This window comes from Candidatus Kaiserbacteria bacterium, from assembly GCA_016699245.1.
In the GTDB taxonomy this organism is placed as follows: Bacteria; Patescibacteriota; Minisyncoccia; order Phycocordibacterales; family UBA918; genus Damh-18.
On sequence record CP064968.1, the window covers coordinates 404,373 to 428,184 of the forward strand.

General features: G+C 45.7%; 24 protein-coding genes and 1 tRNA gene. 11 read left to right on the forward strand and 14 right to left on the reverse strand.

All coding sequences use genetic code 11. The features are described 5' to 3' along the window. The first annotated feature begins 129 nt into the window (after positions 1–129). The 3 genes from IPH92_01905 to IPH92_01915 all read left to right on the forward strand — a co-directional run bounded on the left by IPH92_01905 (position 130) and on the right by IPH92_01915 (position 2,244). A complete protein-coding gene (locus IPH92_01905) occupies positions 130–771 on the forward strand; it encodes a hypothetical protein (GenBank protein ID QQR65316.1) in 642 nt (213 codons plus the stop codon). A 337-nt stretch (positions 772–1,108) separates the two neighbouring features. Then, complete coding sequence (locus IPH92_01910) at positions 1,109–1,684, forward strand: leucine-rich repeat domain-containing protein (GenBank protein QQR65317.1); 576 nt, start codon at positions 1,109–1,111, stop codon at positions 1,682–1,684. Between the two features lie 38 nt (positions 1,685–1,722). Continuing rightward, complete coding sequence (locus IPH92_01915) at positions 1,723–2,244, forward strand: rhodanese-like domain-containing protein (protein ID QQR65318.1); 522 nt, start codon at positions 1,723–1,725, stop codon at positions 2,242–2,244. Positions 2,245–2,420: 176 nt separating this feature from the next. Here IPH92_01915 and IPH92_01920 read toward each other — a convergent pair whose 3' ends face one another. From IPH92_01920 to serS, 12 genes are all read right to left on the reverse strand, one after another. Beyond that, the gene (locus tag IPH92_01920; GenBank protein ID QQR65319.1) at positions 2,421–4,874 is read right to left on the reverse strand and encodes an ATP-dependent Clp protease ATP-binding subunit; all 2,454 of its coding nucleotides are present in this window, start codon (positions 4,872–4,874) and stop codon (positions 2,421–2,423) included. Continuing rightward, positions 4,871–5,254, reverse strand: a complete 384-nt coding sequence (locus IPH92_01925) for a hypothetical protein (protein ID QQR65320.1) — start codon at positions 5,252–5,254, stop codon at positions 4,871–4,873. Before IPH92_01925 ends, IPH92_01920 begins: the two co-directional genes overlap by 4 nt. Positions 5,255–5,309: 55 nt before the next feature. Then, entirely contained in the window at positions 5,310–5,963 is a 654-nt protein-coding gene (locus IPH92_01930; protein ID QQR65321.1) for a VTT domain-containing protein, read from the reverse strand. Between the two features lie 5 nt (positions 5,964–5,968). After that, entirely contained in the window at positions 5,969–7,045 is a 1,077-nt protein-coding gene (gene mltG, locus IPH92_01935) for an endolytic transglycosylase MltG (protein ID QQR65322.1), read from the reverse strand. A gap of 8 nt (positions 7,046–7,053) precedes the next feature. Continuing rightward, positions 7,054–7,683, reverse strand: a complete 630-nt coding sequence (locus IPH92_01940) for a histidine phosphatase family protein (protein QQR65323.1) — start codon at positions 7,681–7,683, stop codon at positions 7,054–7,056. A gap of 3 nt (positions 7,684–7,686) precedes the next feature. After that, positions 7,687–8,721, reverse strand: coding sequence for a DNA polymerase III subunit gamma/tau (gene dnaX, locus IPH92_01945; protein ID QQR65324.1), 1,035 nt, complete (start codon positions 8,719–8,721; stop codon positions 7,687–7,689). After that, complete coding sequence (locus tag IPH92_01950; protein QQR65325.1) at positions 8,718–9,596, reverse strand: D-alanyl-D-alanine carboxypeptidase; 879 nt, start codon at positions 9,594–9,596, stop codon at positions 8,718–8,720. Before IPH92_01950 ends, dnaX begins: the two co-directional genes overlap by 4 nt. Positions 9,597–9,686: 90 nt before the next feature. Further along, entirely contained in the window at positions 9,687–10,169 is a 483-nt protein-coding gene (locus IPH92_01955; GenBank protein QQR65326.1) for a hypothetical protein, read from the reverse strand. 4 nt (positions 10,170–10,173) lie between these two features. Then, positions 10,174–10,491, reverse strand: a complete 318-nt coding sequence (locus tag IPH92_01960; protein QQR65327.1) for a hypothetical protein — start codon at positions 10,489–10,491, stop codon at positions 10,174–10,176. Positions 10,492–10,511: 20 nt separating this feature from the next. Next, entirely contained in the window at positions 10,512–11,504 is a 993-nt protein-coding gene (locus IPH92_01965) for a tRNA-dihydrouridine synthase (GenBank protein QQR65328.1), read from the reverse strand. Positions 11,505–11,563: 59 nt separating this feature from the next. Then, complete coding sequence (locus tag IPH92_01970) at positions 11,564–12,439, reverse strand: hypothetical protein (protein QQR65329.1); 876 nt, start codon at positions 12,437–12,439, stop codon at positions 11,564–11,566. A 5-nt stretch (positions 12,440–12,444) separates the two neighbouring features. Continuing rightward, positions 12,445–13,707 carry a serine--tRNA ligase gene (gene serS / locus IPH92_01975; GenBank protein ID QQR65330.1) on the reverse strand — a complete coding sequence of 421 codons (1,263 nt, stop codon included), beginning with the start codon at positions 13,705–13,707 and terminating at the stop codon, positions 12,445–12,447. A gap of 78 nt (positions 13,708–13,785) precedes the next feature. Here serS and dprA point away from each other — a divergent pair, with 78 nt between their 5' ends. The 4 genes from dprA (at position 13,786) to IPH92_01995 (ending at position 19,805) form a co-directional block, all read left to right on the forward strand. Next, positions 13,786–14,643 (forward strand): DNA-protecting protein DprA, encoded by an 858-nt coding sequence (dprA, locus tag IPH92_01980; protein QQR65331.1) that lies wholly within the window; start codon positions 13,786–13,788, stop codon positions 14,641–14,643. A gap of 62 nt (positions 14,644–14,705) precedes the next feature. Continuing rightward, positions 14,706–14,999 (forward strand): hypothetical protein, encoded by a 294-nt coding sequence (locus IPH92_01985; GenBank protein QQR65332.1) that lies wholly within the window; start codon positions 14,706–14,708, stop codon positions 14,997–14,999. 818 nt (positions 15,000–15,817) lie between these two features. Next, the gene (gene topA, locus IPH92_01990; GenBank protein ID QQR65333.1) at positions 15,818–18,178 is read left to right on the forward strand and encodes a type I DNA topoisomerase; all 2,361 of its coding nucleotides are present in this window, start codon (positions 15,818–15,820) and stop codon (positions 18,176–18,178) included. 52 nt (positions 18,179–18,230) lie between these two features. Continuing rightward, positions 18,231–19,805 carry a bifunctional (p)ppGpp synthetase/guanosine-3',5'-bis(diphosphate) 3'-pyrophosphohydrolase gene (locus IPH92_01995; protein QQR65334.1) on the forward strand — a complete coding sequence of 525 codons (1,575 nt, stop codon included), beginning with the start codon at positions 18,231–18,233 and terminating at the stop codon, positions 19,803–19,805. Here the strand turns inward: IPH92_01995 and IPH92_02000 are convergent. Further along, positions 19,786–21,174, reverse strand: coding sequence for a ParB/RepB/Spo0J family partition protein (locus IPH92_02000; protein QQR65335.1), 1,389 nt, complete (start codon positions 21,172–21,174; stop codon positions 19,786–19,788). The two genes, IPH92_01995 and IPH92_02000, sit on opposite strands and share 20 nt — an antisense overlap. A gap of 366 nt (positions 21,175–21,540) precedes the next feature. Here IPH92_02000 and IPH92_02005 point away from each other — a divergent pair. After that, positions 21,541–21,621, forward strand: a tRNA-Leu gene (locus tag IPH92_02005). 73 nt (positions 21,622–21,694) lie between these two features. Here IPH92_02005 and IPH92_02010 read toward each other — a convergent pair. After that, on the reverse strand, positions 21,695–22,303 hold the full coding sequence (locus IPH92_02010) for a hypothetical protein (GenBank protein ID QQR65336.1): 609 nt from the start codon (positions 22,301–22,303) through the stop codon (positions 21,695–21,697). Between the two features lie 136 nt (positions 22,304–22,439). Here IPH92_02010 and IPH92_02015 point away from each other — a divergent pair, with 136 nt between their 5' ends. The 3 genes from IPH92_02015 to miaA are packed head-to-tail and all read left to right on the forward strand — an operon-like array spanning position 22,440 to position 23,803. Further along, positions 22,440–22,667: a DUF1902 domain-containing protein gene (locus IPH92_02015; GenBank protein ID QQR65337.1), complete on the forward strand. Its 228-nt coding sequence runs from the start codon at positions 22,440–22,442 to the stop codon at positions 22,665–22,667. Further along, entirely contained in the window at positions 22,660–22,902 is a 243-nt protein-coding gene (locus IPH92_02020) for a type II toxin-antitoxin system HicA family toxin (protein ID QQR65338.1), read from the forward strand. The genes IPH92_02015 and IPH92_02020 overlap by 8 nt, the downstream gene beginning before the upstream one ends. A gap of 7 nt (positions 22,903–22,909) precedes the next feature. Beyond that, on the forward strand, positions 22,910–23,803 hold the full coding sequence (miaA, locus tag IPH92_02025) for a tRNA (adenosine(37)-N6)-dimethylallyltransferase MiaA (GenBank protein ID QQR65339.1): 894 nt from the start codon (positions 22,910–22,912) through the stop codon (positions 23,801–23,803). Positions 23,804–23,812 lie beyond the last annotated feature (9 nt).

The window sequence follows — 23,812 nt, forward strand, 5'->3', positions numbered from 1 at the left end:
TGTATTCATGGATTTTTTTCCCAATATCGCACTCAATCTTACTTCTACTCATACTGATAGTTTACGCGCAGAAAGAAACACCGCTCGCGATAAATTGCCATAATAATATTTTCGTGTTATAGTTTTCAAATGAATAACTTTAAAGGAGTTGACGGGAAGAAACGAGGGAACGATTTTGGCGGTAAGGCACGATTTGGAGACAAGCGCGGAAGTAGTTTTGGTGGTGGAGAACGACGAAGAAGTGGTGGCGTGGGTGGCGGTGACAGAGGTGGACGTGAACGCTCATCTGAACTTTTTGCGGCAACCTGTAGTGCATGCAAGAAGTCTTGTGAAGTCCCCTTCCGTCCGAGTGGTGACAAGCCTGTATTTTGCAGCGCGTGTTTCAATATGAAAAGTCGCGACGAAGAACGTGGCAATACACCGCGTGAATATGGGAATCGCAGCGATGCGCGGCCACACAAATCTGCTTCATACGAAAAGCCATATCAAGAACATCGACCATCATACGAGGCCGCTCCGCAGGTAGCAAAGAATACTGATTTAATTGACATGAAGCGCCAACTCACGACTATCGAATCACGACTTAACCGCATCCTCGACCTCTTAAACCCACCCACACCGCCTACAAAGCCAGCACATGTGGCTAAGGCAGCCCATATAAGCGATGATGATGACGCACCAATTAAGAAAGTCCGAAAACCAAAGACGGTAAAAGGCAAGATTCCAGCGAAAAAGAAGACTGCGAAAAAAACGACCAGGAAGAAAGCGTAGTAATACAAACCAAAACCCCCGTATTTTTGCGGGGGTTTTGTTTTGTATAACTACCTCGGTACTCTAATTATGTAGGATTTCGAAAATTATTTGAGTGTTATCGTTCAAAACCATGATTAACAAGAGGCCTCTCACAAGGGAGGCCTCTTTTTTCTTATTTTCAGTTGACCCTGCGGCCGCATACCTGATGAATAGCTACGCCTTCAAGCATATGCTCGTTTGTCTCACTGAGTAACTAGCCCTCACTGGGTAGAAAGAACTATGCGTAGAATGTAAGTATAGATCACCAGGAGAACATGTGCTAGTAATGTGCATTATATAGGCGTACTATGGGTAGATGCATAAAAACATCAGTATAGGAGTACTCGTTATCGCTCTCATCGGCTTTTTCATTTGGTCAAACACAAGTATTGCGCCCACAGAGGACGTGTCTACGTCGAAAGAAAAAGCAGACGATACAACTTCACACGTTAAAAATGAGCCTAAAGCAACCGCTTCTCAAACTCCATCTACACCTTCAGCAAAAGCTGATGCAGCTCACACACTCGTCCTCGCACACACAGGACTCACCAAAGTTTCAAGTGATGTGTTTACCAAAACAGACCTTCTCACGCTCGACCTCTCAAACAACAATCTCACGGGGTCACTCCCTGCGGAAGTACGTCTCCTCACTTCGCTCCGCACACTCAACCTGAGTTACAACAAATTCACCGGTGTTCCTGCGGAAATAGGGCAACTGAAAGACCTTGAGTATCTCGACCTTGCACATAATGAACTCACGGGACTTCCCCATGAATTAGGTAATTTATCAAACCTCAAAGAACTTATCCTCACTGGCAACAATTACTCACAGGCTGATTTGGATGTTATACAAAAATCACTTCCTTCAACTACAAAAATAATTACTGAATAGCACACAAAGTGCTCTATCCCGTACGGTATACTGATGATATGAAAGAAATCAATGCACATGCGTTCAAAGAAGCACTCGAAAACGAAAAACGTAATGATGCAGTCGATTTTATTAATGTTTGTACTTCAGCTGAGTTCAAAGAAAAGTATATTGAAGGAGTGCGCAGTGTCCCTCTTGATACTCTTCAGAATCACCTCCCTGAATTTAAAGATAAAAAAACTATCTACATTCACTGTCGAAGTGGAGCACGTGCTCGTCATGCAATCGACATTCTCGAGAATCTGGGTGTAGGAGCAGAACTCATCAACCTAGAGGGCGGTATCCTAGCTTGGGAGAAAGCAGGTTTCCCTACAAAGGTATTTACACATCGGCTCCCAATCATGCGACAAATGCTCCTCACTGCAGGACTTTTGGTGACACTCGGAGTCATTCTCGCACTCACCGTAAATCCAAAGTTTGTATTTCTCGCGCTTGTAGTTGGATGCGGACAAATGTTTGCCGGTATCACCGGCTGGTGCGGACTTTCACACCTTCTCGAGAAAATGCCCTGGAATAAATAGAGTCTATCTACTAACCCCATCTACTTCGTGGTTTTCGTCCTTCTAACATTCACCGTATAATAAAATACGACTCATGTTTTCACTCCTCGACGCCTCGTATCTGAGGTCATTGAACAGACTCTAAAATTACAAGAAATCACTAATAACCTACGCACGCAGGACTTTTTTGTACGTAGTTACTTCTGTGCAAAATCTGATGCAGAAAATTCAATTATATCACCGGGTTTTAATCCTCCTTCGAGGATTTTGAAGGCAACGCGCTCTTCGATTAAATCTTGAATCGCGCGACGCATGGGGCGGGCGCCAAACTCAGGGTCATAGCCTTCTTTCATGAGCACATTGAGGAGCACGTCATTCACGACGAGGGTAAATCCTTGCTCACTGATGCGCTTTTGCAAATCGACTAGCATCATTTCTGCAATAGAGCGCTGCTCACCTTCATTAAGCACCTCAAAGAGCACTATAGCGTCGAAGCGGTTGAGTAATTCGGGTTTATAGGTGCGCCTCTCGATAATGGCATCGATGATTGCATCTTTTTCATCATCCGGATGCTTTCCTTCTTTTACATAGTTCCAAATAAGGTCACTCCCCGCATTTGAGGTGGCAATAATAATCGTGTTCCGTGCATTTATTTTATCACCTCGTGCATCAGTAAAGACTCCTTCATCAAACACTTGAAGGAAGAGGTCATGTACCGCCACCGAAGACTTTTCAAATTCATCAAGAAGAAGCACACAGTATGGGTGTTCGCGAAGTGCAGAGGGAAGCATACCGACAGCATCAACGGTACCCAAAAGGCGGGTGAGACTATTTTCATCACTAAACTCCGACATATCGAAGCGCACCATGTTACGTTCATCACCAAAAAATGTGTGTGCAAGCGCTTTCGCGGTTTCGGTCTTCCCAACTCCTGTTGAGCCAAGGAAAAGGAATGTGCCTATGGGCTTTTCTTTGCTCTGAATACCCGCACGCGCACGACGCATCGCACTTGCAATCACACTGATGGCACGCTCCTGCCCCACTACGCGCTTATGGAGCACATCCTCGAGATGCATAAGTATGTCGCGCTCACCAGTGCTCACGGGGCCTACTGGGATACCCGTTTTCTGACTTACACAAAGATCAACAAAATCAGGGTCGATAATGACTTTTTTGTCTTGTCCCGCGCTTGCTGCCACTTCCGCAAGGAGACTCACGGCTTTGTCGGGCATCACTCCTTCAATGATGTACTGATCAGCACTTTCTGCGATGCGCTCTAGTGCTGGGTAGGTGAAGTACACATGGTGCTTGTGTTCTTGTATCCACGAAGCCTCCTCGAGCACTCGCACGGTGCTTGTATTATCCGGCACCTCAATAAGAATTGGCTCAAAATACTGAAGTAACTGTTGATTGGTTTCGAGTGATACATGATAACTACGTGGATCTACCGTCCCCACTATTTGTACATTAGAGGAAGTAAGGAATCTGCCCAAAAGATCGGCTGCATTCGCCTCGAGCGCAGACACACTCGAAAGAAATGAACTGAAATTTTCAATCACCATAATGATGTTGCCCGCGCGCTCTGCCTGAATCATAAGTTTCAAGAATGCTGCTTCAAACTCTCCCTTAGTACTATATGAAGCAACAAACACATCAGTATCAAAGACCTCAATACGCTTCGCAGTGAGTGATGCAATAGAATGTCCTTCGCGCATGCGTCGTCCCAACTCAATGAGGATGTCCATTTTCCCTACCCCTGGTTCACCTATGAGCATCACATTAGCAGACTTGGAGCGCGTGAGCGTTGTCTCAATTTTTTCAATCACTTCATTCGCATAGGCAGTATTGCCGAGAAAAACAGAAAACGCTGATGACGTATTGATGTCCCTTTGATATCGCTTCAAACTCATTGCAATGCCATACGAGAACTCACGACCAATACCTGTTACGGTGCCCAGATTGTCACGACTCCACCAACGATTCTTTCGTTTATACTCCGCACGGACACGCCACACCCATTCATTCGCACCTTTAAAAAGGGATGGGGTAACTGCATGCTTAAAGAGAAATGTCTTAAAAGCAGTGTCTTTTTCTAAAAGAAACTCACCCACGTCCTGAAGGGAAATGAACTTCCCTCTCTGTATGGTGAGTGTATCAGCCGGAAGTTTTGGTCTATCTCCTTGTAGGAAAGTTTGCACTGCTTCAGAATCCACTCCCGAGCGAATCATAATCTCGTGTCCATAAGTCGACATTAAAAATCCCTGCGTGAGGTCGTGCTCATAGGAGAGACACACCGCTGCAGTTTCAAGAGTGATACCTTCTCCATCAACCAAGTCCTCCCCATACACCGTACTTAATCCTCTGAAGTACAATGTGTTATAGAAAAAGGTACACAGAACAAGCACTCCATAAAAACTTGCTATGATACAAAACATTCCCACTAAATACCGTGCATCCCCACTAAAACTACTCATTGTAAAGGACTGGTGTACAAAAAAGTCACGGAGTACGAATCCCACAATGGCGATGCCGAGGAGCGACAAGATTGCTGATAAAAACTTTAACACAAATGAACGCGACTTCTTCGAAAGAAACACATCAAGTGAGATTGCAGGTGTGTACCGACGTATTTCTGAAGAAAGTGTACTCATGCAAGTAATGCTATGCCATAGAAAAAACTATATGCGAGAAGAAACGGCGCGAGAATCCAAAACGCGAATACAGTTCCGAGCGCTACTACCCCTAAGCACAGTGTAATAAGACCGACAAAAATAATGACGAGGCGTACAAAAGCACCGAAGACACGTGACATGGTATTCATAATAAACGCTTCCATGAACGCTTCAATACTCCTTGGTCTTCCGTCATCCGTCATGCGCTTCCATGGGGAAAAAAGTGTACGAAGTAAGAGTGGGATAGAAAAATAGTGAGTAATGAACCACATAAAATTAAACCACACAGAAAGTACATCAATAAAGCCTCGTGTGTAGTACCACAATCCGAAATCTATAATGAACATCGCACTACCCATATAGTACTAGTATAGCCTATACCACACGTATAGAGTCGCATCTATAAACAGATTGTTATACCGAGGTATTTTTTGGTGTTTTGAAGAACTTTTTTTTATAGATAAAATATACACACCCAAGTACGATAAGCCCGAGTACACCATACTGCACAAATGATTCAATATGAGTCGATTGCGTAATAAATGTACTCAGTGCCTCGGTACCAACATATCCCGCATAGAGATAAAGCCCGTCGCGAATAAGTGTTCCTAAAAACGCCGATACCACAAAAATACGCACCGGGACTTTGAGTACCCCACCACCCACAGACACCAGTGAACTCGGCATAATTGGTAATGCACGGAAAAGAGTGAGCGTCCAATATGCGCGGAATCCTGTACCAATTTTTGCGCTCAACCGCTCTATGTCATGTGGAGTAATTTCAAAAAATTTTCCAAAATGGCGCAACACAAAATCTTCAGCATGGTACGCCACGCCATACACAACGAGTGCTCCAAAGGTTTTCCCTACCGCACCAATACATACGAGGAATAAAAGTCCTATGTAGCCATACGATTGGACAGACGCAGCCGAGCCTGCGAGCACCATCACGGTGGGTGAAGGAATAGGTGCAACGATTTCCTCTACAATCGACGCAATAAGCACAAACCACTCGAGCGGTAATGTGTGCACAAGCGAAAGAAGTGATGTTTCAATAGTGTGGAGCATATCATTTATTTTCCTCGGCCATAATATTCTTTGAGTGATGCTACGTGTTCCTCGTATGTCACACTACAATGGAAACCACCTTTCTTGTCATGAAAATAGTACATACATTCGGTTTCGATTGGATTGAGTGCCGCTGTGATAGCCTCAAGTGATGCGTTTGCGATAGGTGTCGGAGGGAGTCCCTCATTTTTATAGGTGTTATATGCTGATGACAAATATTTATCATCGGGGACAACTCGCGGCCACCACGGCTGATTAGCCTTACTCCCCTTTGCATATTGCAGTGTCGCATCAATCTGTAGACGCATATCGGTAAAAAGTCTATTCCAAATGACTCCAGAGATATGGCGCATATCATCAAAGTCACGTGCTTCACGTTCAAGAAGGGATGCAATAGTAAGAGCATCTGAAAGTGGTACGACTTCTTCAATATCTTGAGGGTACCGCTTGAGAACCTCAGTATTAAAACGTTCGAGCACAAGAGCCGCAACCTCTCCCGGTAACGCGTCCTTGCTCACTGTGTAGGCACCAGGAAACAATTTACCCTCTTCGAGTACCGGTGCAGTAGTTTCAATTAGTGCCAGAAACTCTTTTTTTTCTACCGCATCCCACTTCAAAATCTTTCCAAAGTGCTCGGCAACTTGCTCCTTGCGCTCACCTGACTCTACCACCAAAATTCGACTGGAAAGAGATGCAAGATTTTGATACCACCCCATCAAAGCGAGTTTTCCGAGTGCACGAGTAAACCAGTACGGATTCAGGCTCAGTACTTGGTCTGTAGGCGCAATATGCTCTCCTATAAAATTTGCAAGAGCAGGATCCTCGCTGATTTCTTTTTCCACAGGATTTACACTTACTGGAAAGGACTCGAGTGTTTCTTCAATGACGGCAGCTGATTCAGGAGTAATTTGTGTCACCTCGATAGAAGATGATGGTGCCGCTATGTGCCTACTCTCAAATACAAAAAATGTCAGTGCAGAAGCGCCAAGTATAAAAAGTGATACTCCAACATAAAGTATTGGCCGGAGCGCGCGCGAAAAAAGTGTGCGTGTGGGTGCTACTTTTCTCGGCCGCAATTTCATGACAATTATTATACCTCATACACGACGCTCCATACACAGGAATTTTTATTCGTTCTACCCATACACTCTACATGAATTACATCAGTGTTCTTCATCTGCTTGATATGCAGTATGGTCAGTATGAGACTTTTGAGATCATACATCTTGTTTTGACACATATACGATATCATCATGTTTATAAAAATAGTATGGGAAACTACTATGACTGAAGCATGTGTAGGGGTGAGTGATTCAAGATACGTGAGCGCTCGCGTTGCGCGCATTTTTATGTCCGAAAAATTTTCAGCGTCCTCGAAATGCCAAGAAGGACGATTTCGCATGAGCGTAGATAAAAACACGTACACGAGTGTCTTCGGATGAAAATGGGACTTACCAAAAAGTGATGAGGGTCGAGACACCTCATAGAAAAAATCACTCACTTCTGGTGTGAGCCCAACACACTCACCAATCACTCGGGCAGTCTCACGTGCGCGTGTATACTCGCTTGAAATAAGTAGATCTGGATTAACACTGCGCAGTGATTCACCCACGGAAAGCGCTTGGTCATATCCTTTTGGCGAAAGGCTTGTGCCCGGGGATTGGTGGACGTGAAGGTCATTCAATACCGTGGATCCGTGTCGTACGAAGTAAATATGCATAATCTATGAACAATGCTCAATAAGCGCAAGTTCCAGAGGAAGTTGCGGGATGGCACTCTTTCCTACTGACTCACTTGCGGACAAAAGCCTTAGTACGAGCGCTGAATTAATAGTGGTGACTGCATCTTTTGCTGCAGCACGAAGCGCTGCCGCATCCTCAACACTGTACTGTACCAAAAAAGAATCAGCATCCTTTGGATTAAAGCGTACTAAAAGCACTGTCCGTACGCGCTCTAAGAGAAGACGCATAAAAAGCTTCATATCAAAGCGTCCCACATCGGCGCGCGCAAGTGCCTCGAGTCCTGCTTCAAGATTTTTTGTCGCAAAAGCTGCAAATACTTCTTGGAGTAAAATATTTTTAGGTGCACCAACAATAGCTGCGACTTCGTCTGCGGTCAGTACCGCATCTCCCGAAGCCATTATCACCTTTTGAGTAATGCCCAGTGCGTCACGGAATGAGCCATCCGCTGCAAGTGCCACAACATCTGCCGCATGTGCATCAAGTGTAAATTTTTCTTTTTGCGCTACTGCCATCACCGTGTCACGCAACTCTTCACGAGTTGGTGCATGAAACTCAAACACTTGGCACCGTGAGGTAATCGTATCAAGCAGTTTATCGCGCTCAGTAGTAGCAAGTATAAAAATCACATGTGCAGGAGGTTCTTCGAGTGTTTTCAAAAGTGCATTAAATGCTTCTTTGGTGAGCATATGTACTTCATCAATGATATACACCTTGTAGGGGGACTCAAAGGGAGATGTATGTACTGCTTCCTTGAGTTCTCGTATATCGTCGATACCACGATTTGAGGCTGCATCGATTTCATAGATATCCACGTCGTGAGCACCCACTGCATGTGCGAAAATGCGTGCCACGGTCGTCTTTCCGGTACCGCGTGACCCCGTAAAAAGGAGCGCGTGAGGAATCATCTTTTTAGCAAGCGCGCCTTGTAATACCCTAATGATGTGGTCTTGATTGCGTACCTCTTCGAAGGTACTGGGGCGGTATTTGCGATAGAGCGCAAGTGAAATATCGGTCATTCTGCCATTATATCAGATGCGACGGCAAACTTCGCACCTTGCGTTCTGAGTATTTCAATATCGTGAATTAAATCAGTACTTCCTAATAGAACGACACCAACATCCTTTCCATCCTCCCCCTCAAAGGCACCCACAAATGTACGTCCTGCTTCGTCGGTAAAACCGTGTTTTCCTCCCTTATATGCATCTATCTTGATTGCAGGATTGTTATTCATATACCCATCCCGAAGGGCAATGTAGATTGGGAGACGAGTAATATCAAGAATATGTGGCTTGTTTTTCGCTAAGTAGGCATAAAAAATTGCTAAGTCACGTACGCTTGAAATATCACGTGGACTGAGGCCCGAAGGTTCCACAATATGAGTATGTGAAAGTGCCAATGTTTCTGTAACTGAGTGTATCTGTGTCTCAAACTCAGATCCCATATAGCGAGAGATTGCGACTGCAGCGTCATTTGATGATTCAATCAGAAGTGGGAAAAGGAGTGTGTACGGTGTCACCATCTCACCATAGGTAAGTTTCCCCGAACGACCATACGTGGCGACATCGGTAGCAGTGATGGTAAATGCATCATCTTTTTTATCACTCTCCATGACTACATATGCAGTAAAGAGTTTTGAGACGGAGGCAATAGGACGCTCGGTGTCGAGATTTTCTCCCGTGATGACTATGCCCGTTTTGGGGTCGAAGACACCCCACGTATCCGTCGTGAGTGGCTGTGTGAGCGTAGTAATCACAGGAGCACTTTCAACCACTTGTTCCGTCTGCGTCGGGAGGAGCAAAAACAAAAAAACGCCAACCACCGAAGCCACAAAGGCAGTGAGCGCTCCATAAAAAATCACAACATCAAAAAAAGAAGTACCGCGTGTTCGCATACCTATAGCATACCGTGTATCCCGATAAAAATACAAAACGTATCCCCCGCTCGGGGGATACGTTTTGTATTAAGGGAAAGTCTTACCCTTTTATGCGGCCTTCTTAGGAGCAGTTTTCGATGCGGCTTTTGTTGCAGTCTTTGGTGTAGCCTTCTTAGCAGGCTTTGCTACTACTTTTTTAGCAGGTGCTTTAACTGTTGGTGCTTTCGCTGCCACTAGTTTTTTGAGTGCCTTGCTTGACTGAAGTTTCCCCCAATGCTCTTGCATTTCCTTTTGAAAATCCTTTACTTCACCAGCGGTTGCGCTCTTTACCGTGCCGTACGCCTTACACGCAGTCTCTACAAGTGCCTTATATTCGTTTTCAGTAATTGACTCAGCCTTTTCGAGAGTCTCAAGTACTTCTCCTTTTGCCTTAAGCATCCATCCTTTTACTTTCTTTCGATTTTGCGTTGCTTTTTTACTTCCGTACAAAAAATATGCACCTGCCGCAGTCACCGCAGCGGCAGTCAGACCAAAACCGATACCAACCTTTTGAGCATTACTTAAATCGCTTGTAGATTTTTTTTGTGCCATAGTATTATGCTTCGTCTCTTATTTTTAACTCACTTCGTTTACTTGTTCGTTCACGCGCAGTGCGTGTACCTGCTCGTCTTCCGGAGCCGGTCAGTATTGCAAATACGCGTGCAAAAAAACCTTCTTGGGTGAAAAAATCGCTCACCTGATGTATGTCTTCTACAATGGTTTCAGTTCCTTCTTCAATGCGAAGCATAATGCGACGCAATGACTTGAGGACCTTGATGGCATGAAACAATGCCACACATAAAATCGCCGAACTTACGATAACGGCAATACCAGTGATAAAGAAGAAAATATTGGCGTGTAATATCTCACTCATTATTCTTAGTATATCAGACTTTAATCATTACTCACCCTAGTATCAAAAAACCTGTTTACAACCTGAGCAACTTCAGTGCTGTTGTGCGTCTTCATGAGTGATGCACGGAGTTCTTTTGCCCCATCAAATTCGTGCACGTATGCCTTATAATGCTTTTTCATAAGTGCAAAGTTTTTATGGGACAGTATCTCTTCAAAAAGACGCGTATGCTCGAGAAGTGCTTCGAGTTTTTCCTTAATGGAAATCTGTGAGTAGTTGATATCGGGATGAAAAAACCATGGGTTCCCAAAAATAGCCCGTCCAAACATGACTCCGTCTGCACTTGTTGCGGCGACTTTTGATTCGGCGTCCGCAAGTGACGTCACGTCACCATTTCCCAAAATAAGTGTCCGCTCATTTTGGGGAATTGCATTCTGGACTTCATCCCGAATTAACACCGCACGTGCCACATGCTCCCACCGCGCAGGCACTTTTGACATTTCCTTTCGCGTACGCGCATGTACCGTGATGACATCAGGAAATGCTTCGAGAAGTGCAGGTAACCACGTCTCAATTTCATTTGTATTGTAGCCAATACGTGTCTTCACAGATATTGCGAGCCCTGGTGCTCCTCGTTTAGCGGCACGAATAACCTCTCGTGCAACCACAGGATTCTTAATCATCGCTGAGCCACAGCCTTGGCGCTCAATCGTTTTGTCGGGACATCCCATATTGATATCAATTCCATCAAAGCCAAGTTCTGCACAGAGTCGCGCAGCCCTCTCCATGTACTCTGGATGTGATGAGAAGAGTTGTGCCACAATAGGGCGTTCTTCCTCACCATAGAGTAAGTCGGCCATAAGCATCGCCTTCCCTGCTTCTGTTGCGCGCATGAGGCCATCTGCCGATACAAACTCCGTCCACATGACATCGGGCCCACCCATGGTGCCGTTTTTACGAGTATGTCGAGAATACTTTGCAATCATGCGACGAAAGGAGGCGTCAGTGACGTTTGCCATTGGGGCCAATACCATGAGTGGTTTGGGCAGTGTGTGCCAGAAAGACATAGAATCAAGTGATACCACGTTTCTCCTTATTCTGGAAGTGTCGCTGACACATCCACTGTAGTCGTACTCTCCTCAGCAATTTTTTCGTTTACAAACACCTTATTTTCAAACCGCACGTCAATATATTTAAAATTGCCGGGTTCAATGTGTTTAAATTCATCTGAAGCGAGTACGGAGGTGAGATTATCAAAGGCAACATTGAGGTCTTTTTTTCCAGTCACAAATATCGCACCCCCACCATTGATACTAAACTCAATATCACCATTCTTCTTATGGAGCACCGATGCAATGCGAAGATTCAGTTGCTCAGATACACGCTTCATGAATACTTCAATTTCAGAAAGTGATTTTTCTATATGCATATCACCCACATGGAGTTCATCGACACCCTCAAGTATATGCCGTGGGAGTGCACCACCCTGCATGGTGGGAGCGAGAGCAAACGCGTACCCTCCTTCAGTTACAAAGTAACATGGCGAGGTACTTGCACTATAGCCACACCATAAGGCGTACGGTACATACTCTTTAAAGGATACATTGAGAGTATGTCTATCTGTCCTTTCGAGCACTACATCGTGTATACGTGGATTCTTTAAAAGCACTTCACTCACACGCTCTTTTGGATAGAGATACGTAAATTGTTTGGGGACAATGAGGAAATATGCTCCTTGAAGTTCAGTGCGTACGTGTGTCCGTATTTCTTCATGAGAAATAGTCTCACCTCCAGACACCGTAACATCGGTAATAGTAAAGAAAGGAAGTCGTGTGACATACCACACTAGTCCGAGTACTGCTCCTATAGCAAAAAGTCGCAACACCCCACGCATAATCTGCCACACAAAGCTGTGCTGTGTATCACGTCGCCCGCGTACGCGGACTGTTGTTTCGGGTCGTGGTGCCACGCTTTCTATTGTAGTACATCCGCACCAAAATACGGAGCAAGTACGGGTGGGATGGTTACCGTACCATCTTCTCGTTGAAAGTTTTCAATGAGTGACACGAGAATGCGGGGTGTGGGAATAGCAGTACAATTGAGTGAATGTGCGTACCGCATCTTTCCTTCTTCATCACGATAGCGGATATTAAAACGACGTGTCTGGAAGTCATGGAAGTACGAAGCAGAACTAATTTCGCGGTACGTCTCTTCCCCAGGGACCCAGAGTTCAATGTCGTACTTCTTTACCTGCCCCTGTCCCAAGTCACCCCCACAATTCACCACGGTGCGATACGGAATCCCTAATGACTCAATAAATTGTTCTGTGTTTTCATTGAGCCACTCATGCCATTTCACTGACTCTGCATGGTTTGCCTCACAGATAATCACTTGCTCGAGTTTGAAAAATTCATGTACGCGAATGAGTCCCTTGGTATCTTTCCCATGACTCCCCGCCTCGCGACGGAAACAGGGTGAGAACGAAAGCCACTTAATAGGAAGCTCCGAGCGCTCAAGTACATCATCAGCGTAATAGCCCATCGTAGAGACTTCTGCAGTACCAATGAGATAATCTTCATCCTGCGTCTTATAGACATCCTCCGCATCATTCGGGAGATGGCCGGTACCGTAGAGATTACTCTTCCGCACAATCGCAGGCACAATGAGTGGGTCGAAGCCTCGCTTCAAGAAAAAGTCCTGTGCGTAATTCCAAATCGCCCATGAAAGACGTGCACCACCCTTTTGGAGATAGTACCCACGGAATCCATGCACTTTGGTGCCACGCTCAAAATCCACAATCTTGAGCGCGGTCATGATGTCGACATGACTCTTTGGCGCGAAAGGAAATATGGTTTTTTCTCCCCATGTTTTGATTTCCCTGTTTTCTGAATCATCTTTTCCATCGGGGACCGACATATCGGGAATGTTGGGGACCTGGAGCATCAGTTCCTGCCACTTCTGCATTACTCCGCGCAACTCCTCTTCTTCTTTCTGAATATCATCTTTGAGAATTTTCATCTCGGCGATACGTACCGAACGCACTGCTTCATCAGTGATGGTAGCCACCTCGCGTGAGACATTGTTTTGCTCAGCCTTTTTAGCCTCCATGGAGACAAGGAGTTGCTTGCGCTTGTCGTCAAGGGCAACAAGTCCATCAAGGTCTACGGACATACGCTTCTTTTCCACAGCCATTTTTATAAGGTCGAGGTTCTCCCTAATGAATTTAATATCTAACATATAGTACGAATTAACCTGTGGATTATACCGTATTTAAAGAGACATGCGAATATACAGGGTGGTACACTCTATATACATATGGATTTTCCTATTCGAACGGTATCTGTAGAGATAGAACTTCGTCGGCTCATTGAAATCCCTGAGCCTCCTGTGGAAGTGACAGTACGTGGGGAGTTGCCACCACATAACATGAAGTGCTTTGCAGTAGTTGGCTCACGCGACTACACAAACTATGGGAAACAAGTGGTGGAGTATCTCATCGGTGGGCTTCGCGGATACCCCGTGTCGATTATCTCGGGACTTGCGCTTGGCATCGACGCGCTTGCTCACAAAGCCGCCATGAGTAATAATCTCTACACTCTCGCCGTTCCCGGCTCGGGTATTGCCGACTCGGTCATGTATCCGCGTACCAACAGAGGTCTTGCTCGTGAAATACTCACCCATGGTGGTGGTCTACTCAGTGAATTCGAACCCACCTTTATGGCTACCCCGTGGTCATTCCCGAAGCGCAATCGCATTATGGTAGGACTTTCACACGCAGTACTTCTCATTGAGGCCGGAGAGAAATCGGGAACACTTATCACCGCCCGCCTCACTGCCGACTACAACCGTGACCTCCTTGCAGTACCCGGAAATATTTTTTCCGAAAACAGCAAGGGCGTCCATCAATTTCTCAAACTCGGCGCAACACCCGTCACGTCACCTGAAGACATTTTAATAGCACTCAACATCGAAGAGAAATCGAGCGTACCCGCCTCACTCACACTCTTCACTGAAGAAGAACTTTCTGTCCTCACTCTTCTCACTGAACCCAAGGACCAAGATGCACTTATTCGTACACTCCCCTACCCCCACGAACAAACCCTCACCCTCCTCATGAAAATGGAACTGAGTGGCTACATCACTGAGCAAAACGGAGTATTTTATAAAATCTAGTGCTTGCATTGCAATCTACTTCTAGTGGAGTAGACTTATGACTGCTGAAACTGTATGTTCATTTGGAAAAGGAGAGAGAAGTGAAGGTGACTGAGATTAAAACGGATGGTGAAAATTTCTTGTTGCGTGTCCGACGTGGACCACGCACCCATATCCCACACGAACCAGAGGCTGTAGAAGTTTTATGTGCAAATTCAATATCTGAAATAATCACGAAACTTAAAATATCAGCAAAAGTAACGGTAAATGGATTTCAAGGTATACACATTCAGATTGAAACGACTGACCGTCCCTCATTGAAAAAAATCCGAAAACTCGAAGCGGAAATCAATGAATTACCACCAGTCATACTCTGAACTGGTGAACAAAAACGAAATTCGCGAGGAATAAAAATTCACGTTGGATTAAGTAGCTTGGTCAATCGACCAGGCTTTTTTATTATGAAAAATAGAAAAAGGCAGACCGGGGTCTGCCTTTTGGATTGATTTTCGTGGTGAGGAACCTCCTTCCTAAAGAACTTGTCGCCGTTTGATGTGGGCGACGATTGGTTAGGGCTGGTGGGGCGGCGAGCGATTCTCGCCACCCCGGGGTTAGCGGGGGAGGATTCCCCCGCAGGCGCGGCCTTGCCGGAGCGGGTGTACTTCACGCGCGAGCGGCGAGAGGCCAAACAAGTTGCCCGAGAACCGCCCTTGTTGAACAAGAGGCGATTTCGGGGTGTTACGCCATTGATGCTACCGGTTAGACAATGCTAGCCGATAGTATCCCTGGCCGGCGGCCGGCCCTGGATCAATTATTGCCGTTGGCGCCGTTGTCGAAGGAAATGGTCATCAGGTCATCGGTTTTCAAAATATTCGCAAAAGCGGTTTTGATCCTCAAGGTGCAGCTCCTTTCGTAATCACGTCCACATGAACGTCCCAATATGGTAGCACACCTCAAAATATTGTCAATAGCACCTTTTAATCATATTTTCCGCGACTTTTGTCCTTTTACATTAAGAACGTATGTATTAATCCGCATATTTTCCTTTGTAACTCAAAAGACACTTCAATTCCTCATATATAGAGTTTTCTGGCTATAAAGTTGCATATAATAGTATTTTTTGAAGGGTCTAGTGGGTATTGCATACAAAGTTACCATTTGACAGTATTCCCGTTCCCTAGTATGTATTGAGGTCATGAGTAAAACACTTGTTATCGTAGAATCACCTGCAAAAGCGAAAACTATTGAGAAATATCTCGGTGATGGATACACCGTGCGTGCATCCGTGGGCCATGTGCGCGACCTCCCCAAAAGCAGTACTGATGCCATAGATATCGAGGGTGGCTTCGTGCCAAAATATATTCAGTCCGCAGGTAAGGAAAAAGTAATCAGTGAACTGAGGAAGGAAGCGGCGAAGGCAAACAAGGTTCTCCTCGCAACTGACCCCGACCGCGAGGGTGAAGCAATAGCGTGGCATGTGGCTGAACTTATTAAGGACCAAACCAAGAAGCCGAAGCGTGTTGTCTTTCATGAAATTACAGAGCCAGCAGTGAAGGAGGCACTCCTCCATCCGCGCGACATTGATATGCACCTTAAAGAAGCGCAGGAAGCACGGCGTGTTCTCGACCGTCTTGTAGGGTACGACCTCTCGGGACTCATTTGGAAAAAAGTACGGTACGGACTTTCTGCGGGGCGCGTACAGTCCCCCGCTCTCCGCATCATTATGGAGCGTGAGCGTCTCATCCGTGCCTTTGTGCCTGAAGCATACTTTGTGCTTACCGCACACACAAAGACTCCAAGCAAAACTCCGCTCCCACTTACCTGTGTTATTGAACCAAAAGTAAAAGAGGAAGCAGATTCTATAGTGTCTATCGGAAGTGCGCATCCATGGGTAGTGAAAAACATCACCACCTCAGAGCAAAAGCGCGTCCCCCGCCCTCCCTTCACCACCTCTACGCTTCAGCAGGTGGCTTCAACGCGTCTTGGCTTTTCACCATCGCGCACCATGGGAGCCGCGCAGAAACTCTATGAGGCCGGCTTCATTACCTATATGCGTACCGACTCTACCAACATGAGTGATATTGCACAAAAGCAAATCATCGCGCTCGTGGCAAAAGAATTTGGAAAAGAATACGTTGCACCGCGTACGTACAAGACAAAAAGTAAGTCAGCGCAGGAAGCCCATGAGGCGGTGCGCCCAAGCAACTTTGCTAAGCGAGTTGCGGGGAGCACTGACGACCAAAAGAAACTATACACTCTCATTTGGGAGCGTGCTGTTGCATCACAAATGAGTGACGCGCAAATAGAGCGCACGAAGGTCACGGGAAATATCACCGACTCATCAGAAAGTATCCCAGACTTTGCTACCACAGGCTCGCGCGTACTCTTCCCCGGATGGCTCACCGTTGATACCCGTGCCCGTGGAGAAGATGTGGAGGTACCACTTCTTAAAGTTGGTGACAGTCTCACGCTCACGATACTCGAGAGTGAGGGTAAGGAGACACAGCCGCCCAGCCGATACACCGAAGCAGGACTCATTAAAGAACTTGAAAAACGAGGTATCGGCCGCCCTTCGACGTACGCATCTATTATGAAGACGATTATTGATCGTGGGTATGTGCTAAAGGAAGGACGCACGCTTCTCCCTACCGACACGGGTGACCTTGTCTCTTCATTTCTCGAAGAACACTTTACCGAATACATCGGTGATGATTTCACGAGTGAAATGGAAGACAAACTCGACGAAATAGCCCTCGGCACCCGCGGCTATACCGAAACCCTCAGTGCCTTTTACAAGCCGTTCCATAAGAAAGTGCTCTCGAAAGAAGATATTGAAAAAATCACCAACCTCGGCCCAGGACCAAAAGAGTTCCCTTGCCCGCTTTGTAACAAAGAAATGGTTATCAAGCTTGGCCGTGGTGGCAAATTCCTTTCGTGCGCTACCTACCCTGCCTGTGATGGCGCGCGCATGATTGATGGTTCACTTATTAAAAACGACGAGCCGTTGGGTATCAACCCTGAGACGGGAGAAGAAATATATCTCTTGAATGGACGCTTTGGCCCTTACGTACAAGTTGGCAAAACTCCTGAGAAGGTTAAGGGCAAGAAGGCCATTGCTCCGAAGCGCGCAAGTCTTCCAAAAGGAAAAGCACTTGCAGAGGTCACTCTTGCTGACGCTCTCCACTACCTTATACTTCCCCGTACATTGGGTACCCACCCCGACACAGAAGAACCTATTATCGCAAACACAGGGCGCTTCGGACCATACATCGGTCACGTTGGTGACTTCCGATCACTCAAGAATCCTGACACACCATACGAAGTCACTTTTAACCGTGCACTTGAAATTCTAAAGGAACCAAAGAAGACGCGTACGGGTGAAAAACTCCTCAAAGAAGTGGGCGTACACCCAAAAACCAAAAAAATGATTAAGGTTTTCGAATCAAAATCAGGCCGCTATCTCACCCGAGGATTCGCGCGTATCTGGCTCCCCGACAACACCAATATAGATACCTTCAGTCTAGACGACGCTATAGCACTTCTCGCTAAAAAATAGTAGTTCCTGCTTGCTCTGTTGCTCTCCGAGGAACAGAGTGTACTATAAGAGTATGGCTACTCTCATCACTGCGCAGGAAATTATTGATGTACTTACCATTACCTCTCCCGATGATGTAGCGCTTATTCGTCGTGCATACGACTATGCTGCAAAGGCACATGAAGGGCGCACACGCTATTCGGGGGATTCGTATCTCACACACCTTGCTTCGGTAGCAAAAATGCTTGCCGAAATAGGTATGGGTGCACCCACGGTTGCTGCAGGCCTTCTTCACGACAGTATCGAGGATACAAACGTTACCCCTGAAGAACTGAAGGCCGAATTTGGCGAAGAAATCTTTTTTCTCGTGCAGGGTGTCACCAAACTTGGCTCCGTACGCTACTACGGGAGCGACCGTCACAATGAAAGTCTTCGCAAACTTTTTGTTGCCACGAGTCAAGACATACGTGTCCTCATCATCAAGTTGCTCGACCGTCTCCACAACATGCAGACCTTGCAGTATGTACCGCAAGAAAAGCAATTGCGTATTGCACGTGAGACTTTGGAAATTTATGTTCCCGTCACTCACCGCCTCGGTATGGGACGCATTCGTAAAGAACTCGAGGACCTCGCGTTTCCCTATGTATATCCCGAAGAACACAAGCGTGTCCTTGACGTTACCAAACACATCGCAAAGAGCAGTGAAGTCGATTTAGAACGTGCGCGCAAAGCACTCCAGAAGCGTCTCGCCGAAAGTGGCATACGTGATTTTCATACATCATTTCGTTCAAAAGGTCTCTATAGCCTTTTCCAAAAATTAAAGCGTCGTGAATGGGATATGGACCGTGTATACGACTATCTTGCTATTCGTGTGGTGGTCCCCACTATTGAAGAGTGTTATCAGGTTCTGGGTATTGTCCATGAAGTCTGGCGTCCGCTTCCACAGCGCGTAAAGGATTATATTGCGTTCCCGAAGCCAAATGGTTATAAGTCACTTCACACCACTGTCATCACCCCCAACCGCACTATTGTCGAAGTGCAAATTCGCACCGAAGCAATGCATCGTGAAGCAGAATACGGTATCGCCTCACACATCATTTACAAAAATCGCCAATTGGGGCAAAAGGAGTCTGGTGGTACCGCTGCATGGTTTGCATCACTTGTTCCCGCTCTCTTTAAGCCATTTATATGGAAAAGTAAGGCGGCGCCTGATGCACAAAAAGAAGTATTGACTGACAAGGATCATAAACTCAAGATCCCAAGGTGGATTCAGGAAATTGCCGACACTCACAAGACAAGCGATAGCGAACGCGAGTTTTTTGATGGTCACCGTGATGACTTTTTCTCGTATCGAATCTTCGTCTTCACACCCGAAGGTGATGTGATTGACTTACCCGTAGGTGCGTCTCCAATAGACTTTGCGTACGCCATTCATTCCGATATTGGCGACCATGTTGCGGGAGCAAAAGTTAACAACAAATTAACCGAACTCAGTACGGAACTTAATAATGGAGACATCGTTGAAATAATCACCGGCAAAGCAAACAAGCCCACGCGTAAGTGGCTCAATTATTCAAAAACATCGCTTGCTCGTCGCAAGATACGCGCAGCACTTGCCGAACAAAACCCTATAGTGAAAAGTTCTTGATTGCGTAGAGGTCGGTGTCGTCAACCACTGGTTCAGGCTGAACTGGTGTTTGCACCACCTCAGGTTCTGCTACAGGCTCGGGTGTTGGTGTAGGAGCAATATCCGCCGTCACTATGGGTGCTGGGGCAACTACGGAAGGAGTGGGTGTATATGCTCTATACTCGGGCACTCTCGGTGTCACTTCTTCAGGTACGTGAGATGTTACTGGAGCAGGTGCATATGAAGAGTATGTTGGAGTTGGAATCGGAGTTGATGCGACTACAGGCATATCTTGTGCTTCCGATACCTTTTCAAGTACTTCTTCCACTACACCGAAGTCGCCCTGCTCTGCCTGTAATTCTTCTGCATGGAGCACCGCTTCGCTTGTCTCTGGAGTTTCGATTGAGTCATATCGAGTAAAGACATCCTCCTCATACGTAGGGGATGCGGGCATATCGGCACGCTCCAGAGGCTCTGCAATATGCGGAATTGTGGCTGCAAGCGGTGTCGCACTTTCAATGTGTGCAAGCATCTTCGTTGCGGTACCACCGTACACATTGGTTTCGGCTTTATGAATCACCTCGAGAAGCTTACGTAAATCATCCGATGCAAAATAGTCGATGGTGAGTTTGCCACCAAAGTCGGTCTTCTGAATCTGTACCCGCGTTCCAAAAGTCTCAGTGAACTGTTTTTCAATTTCAATAAGTTCCGGGTCTGAGTCCTGCCAGTTTTTCTTTCGTACTTTTTCAGTCGCAATCTTGCGAGAAATACGCTCTACCTCGCGCACCGAAAGTTTCTTTATAAGAATCTCACGGAAGACCACATCCTGCTCTGTGGGACGATCATTGAGCATGAGGAGTGTACGTGCGTGACCATCAGAGATATCACCTTGACGAAGCGCACCAAGGATAGTCTCGGGAAGCATAAGGAGACGAATAGAGTTGGCAACATACTCGCGACTCCGTCCCACCTTTTTTGCCACCAGCATGTGGGAGAGACCAAACTGCTCTGAGAGTTGCTTAAAGGCGAGTGCTCGGTCTACCGCGTTTAAATCTTCACGTTGGAGGTTTTCAATAATCGCCAACTCAAGTTTCATGAGTTGTGATTCTTCGCCAGTGCGAATAATCACCGGAACCTGTGAAAGTCCTGCAAGTTTAGAGGCACGCAAACGACGCTCTCCGGCAATGAGTTCATATTCAGTGGTAAATGCTCCATCTTCACCTATAATCTCGTGTCGTGTCACGACGAGGGGTTGCAGTACCCCGTACATACGAATAGACTCCGACAGTTCTTGCAACTTTGCCTGATCAAATTCACGCCGTGGTTGAAACGGATTGGGGACAACTTTTTCTACCTCGATCCAAAAAATCGAATTACTTTCGTACGCCATGGTGGATATTGTATCATATTGATTATTTCCATCACTGTGTATAATTTGATACACTCATTGGGCACCTATTAGGGCACATGCCGGGATGGCGGAATTGGTATACGCGCACGACTCAAAATCGTGTATCGCAAGGCTGAAATAATTTGGGAAATTATTTCAGGAGGTTGTAAGCAAAGCTTTCTGACTGCTCGCGCTCGAAAATAGAAATAATTTTCTATTTTGCTCGCTTGTTTGTCAGTCGATAGTTTCGACTAAAAGGAGAAAGTATCATACAACCTGAACCGCGCCTGTGAGGCGTTCAGAGAACGATAAGGCGGGAGGGTTAACACCTCTATCATAGAAAATTACAAATTTCAGAAATAGTGTGCTGGAGTGGTGGAATGGTATACACGTGCGACTCAAAATCGCATGCCGCAAGGCTTGAGGGTTCAAGTCCCTCCTCCAGCACAGTGTTTCGGAAATCTCTTTATTAAAACAAAAAACCCGTCGTGAAGCACGGGTTTTCGTGTTGCGACGGGTTTCACCTCCTCATGAGCATATTGAACGTTTGTGCGGACTTCCGTTCCGTAAGCCACGTGCCCACTGACTCGTTGCCAACTGCAATTTCAATCTTGGTAGCCCAGTCGAAGCGGGGTTTCATGAGGCTGAACAAGTGATAGCCCAGCAATGAAATGTCAAACTTGTTCTCTTCCATATCATTAGGTTCCCCAAGGACAAAATATGCTTGATATTCACCACTCTGATATTGAGGCATGAGAAAGGTCTCCCAATGAACTGGTAAACGGACTTTTTTTGGTGTAACGAACTTATTTTCCCCTTGCACGCGATGAACCACTTCAGGGACTTCTTCAATGTCACAGCCCGAAAGGCGTCCCACCGAGACCCAATACACAGTCTTTGTTTCCATCTCAGAACCACGCGCAAAACTGTGGTTACCGTTAGAAACCCTCGTAAGAAATTCATGATACTTGAGGATGAGATGACCACTGAATCCTTCCATGGCTGGTACTAAAACCTGCAACATCAACCTCCTTCGTAAGTCTTCCATGAGATCCTCATCACGTCCTTCTGCAGAATTCCACACTTGTTTCAAGACAGCCACTTCTGGACTATTTCCTGTAATAATCACGATTCACCTCCACATATTTAATTTAAAGGACCCACAAGACTGCTTCCATTTGAAACCATACGCCTTCTATGCATAAATGCAAATGTGACTTTGCATGCGCTTTGAATATATTGATAATTTGTAATATAATGGTCAAATGAAAAATATTATTCAATTTCAAATCACAGAAGAAGATGGATACTATATTGCCGAAGGTGTAAATGTCGCGATTGTGACAGACGCTCCTACGCTTGACGAACTTGCTAAAAATATTAAAGACGCCGTTGCGCTTTACTTTGAAAATGAGGACTATTCGACTCTTGGATTTGGGAGCGCTCCGTCGGTACTCGCCAACTTTGAAATTTCTGCACTGACGTATGCCTAAACTAAAACGTCTTTCTCAAAAGGATGTTATTTCTATTCTCTTGACTCAAGGTTTTGAGTTGTCTGGACAAACGGGAAGTCATATTAAATTAAAGCGTTTTTCCGCATATGGTACAGAAGTGCTTATAGTCCCAAATCATAAGGAAATTAAACTGGGTACGCTCAAAAAAATATTCAATCAGGCGAGTAGATACATTCCGCAAGACATACTGAGGAAGGAATTTTATTCCGAATAATTTAGCAATGAAAAAACATAAGGCCATAGTTATCGTAGGCCCTACAGCATCGGGAAAGACTTCCCTTTCTATAGAACTTGCCAAAAAATTTGGTGGCGAGGTTGTTTCTGCTGATTCAAGGCAGGTATATACGGGACTCGATATTGGTACGGGAAAAGTGACACAGGAAGAAATGCAGGGTATTCCTCACCATCTCCTCGATGTCGCACAGCCAAACGAGGTGTACACCGCCCACGACTACGTCCGCGACGGCCGAAGAGCAATGAGTGACGTCCTTTCACGGGGAAAATTACCCATTATTGTTGGAGGTACCTTTTTCTATGTAGACGCACTTCTTGGCGATGTCTCAACACCAGAAGTTTCACCAAACCCCGAATTACGTACTGAACTCGAGAAACTCCCAACTGAAGAACTTTTTTTAAAACTTCAGAAACAGGACACAGCACGAGCCCTCACTATTGATCAGAATAATAGAAGAAGACTCATACGAGCGATTGAAATTGCTTCGGCTATTGAAGTAGTACCGAAGACTCAGGCTGTGGAGTTGTATAATCCTCTTAAAATTGGCATTAGTATCGAAAAGGAGGAATTGGTCAAAAATATACACACACGCCTCATAGAGCGATTAGATAGGGGAATGATTGATGAGGTTGTCGCTCTCCACAAGAATGGTCTTTCGTATGAGCGAATGACCGAGCTCGGCATTGAGTATGAGTACATTGCAAAATATCTTCAAAATATCATTACAGAAAATGAGATGTGTGCCCTTATAGAAACAAAAAGTTGGCAATATGCAAAACGACAAATGACCTGGCTCAAGAGAGATGAAGATATACAATGGTTTGAAAGAGAAGAATCTGAGAAAATCGAGGAAATGGTGAAAGCATTCCTAAATACCTAACCACCAACT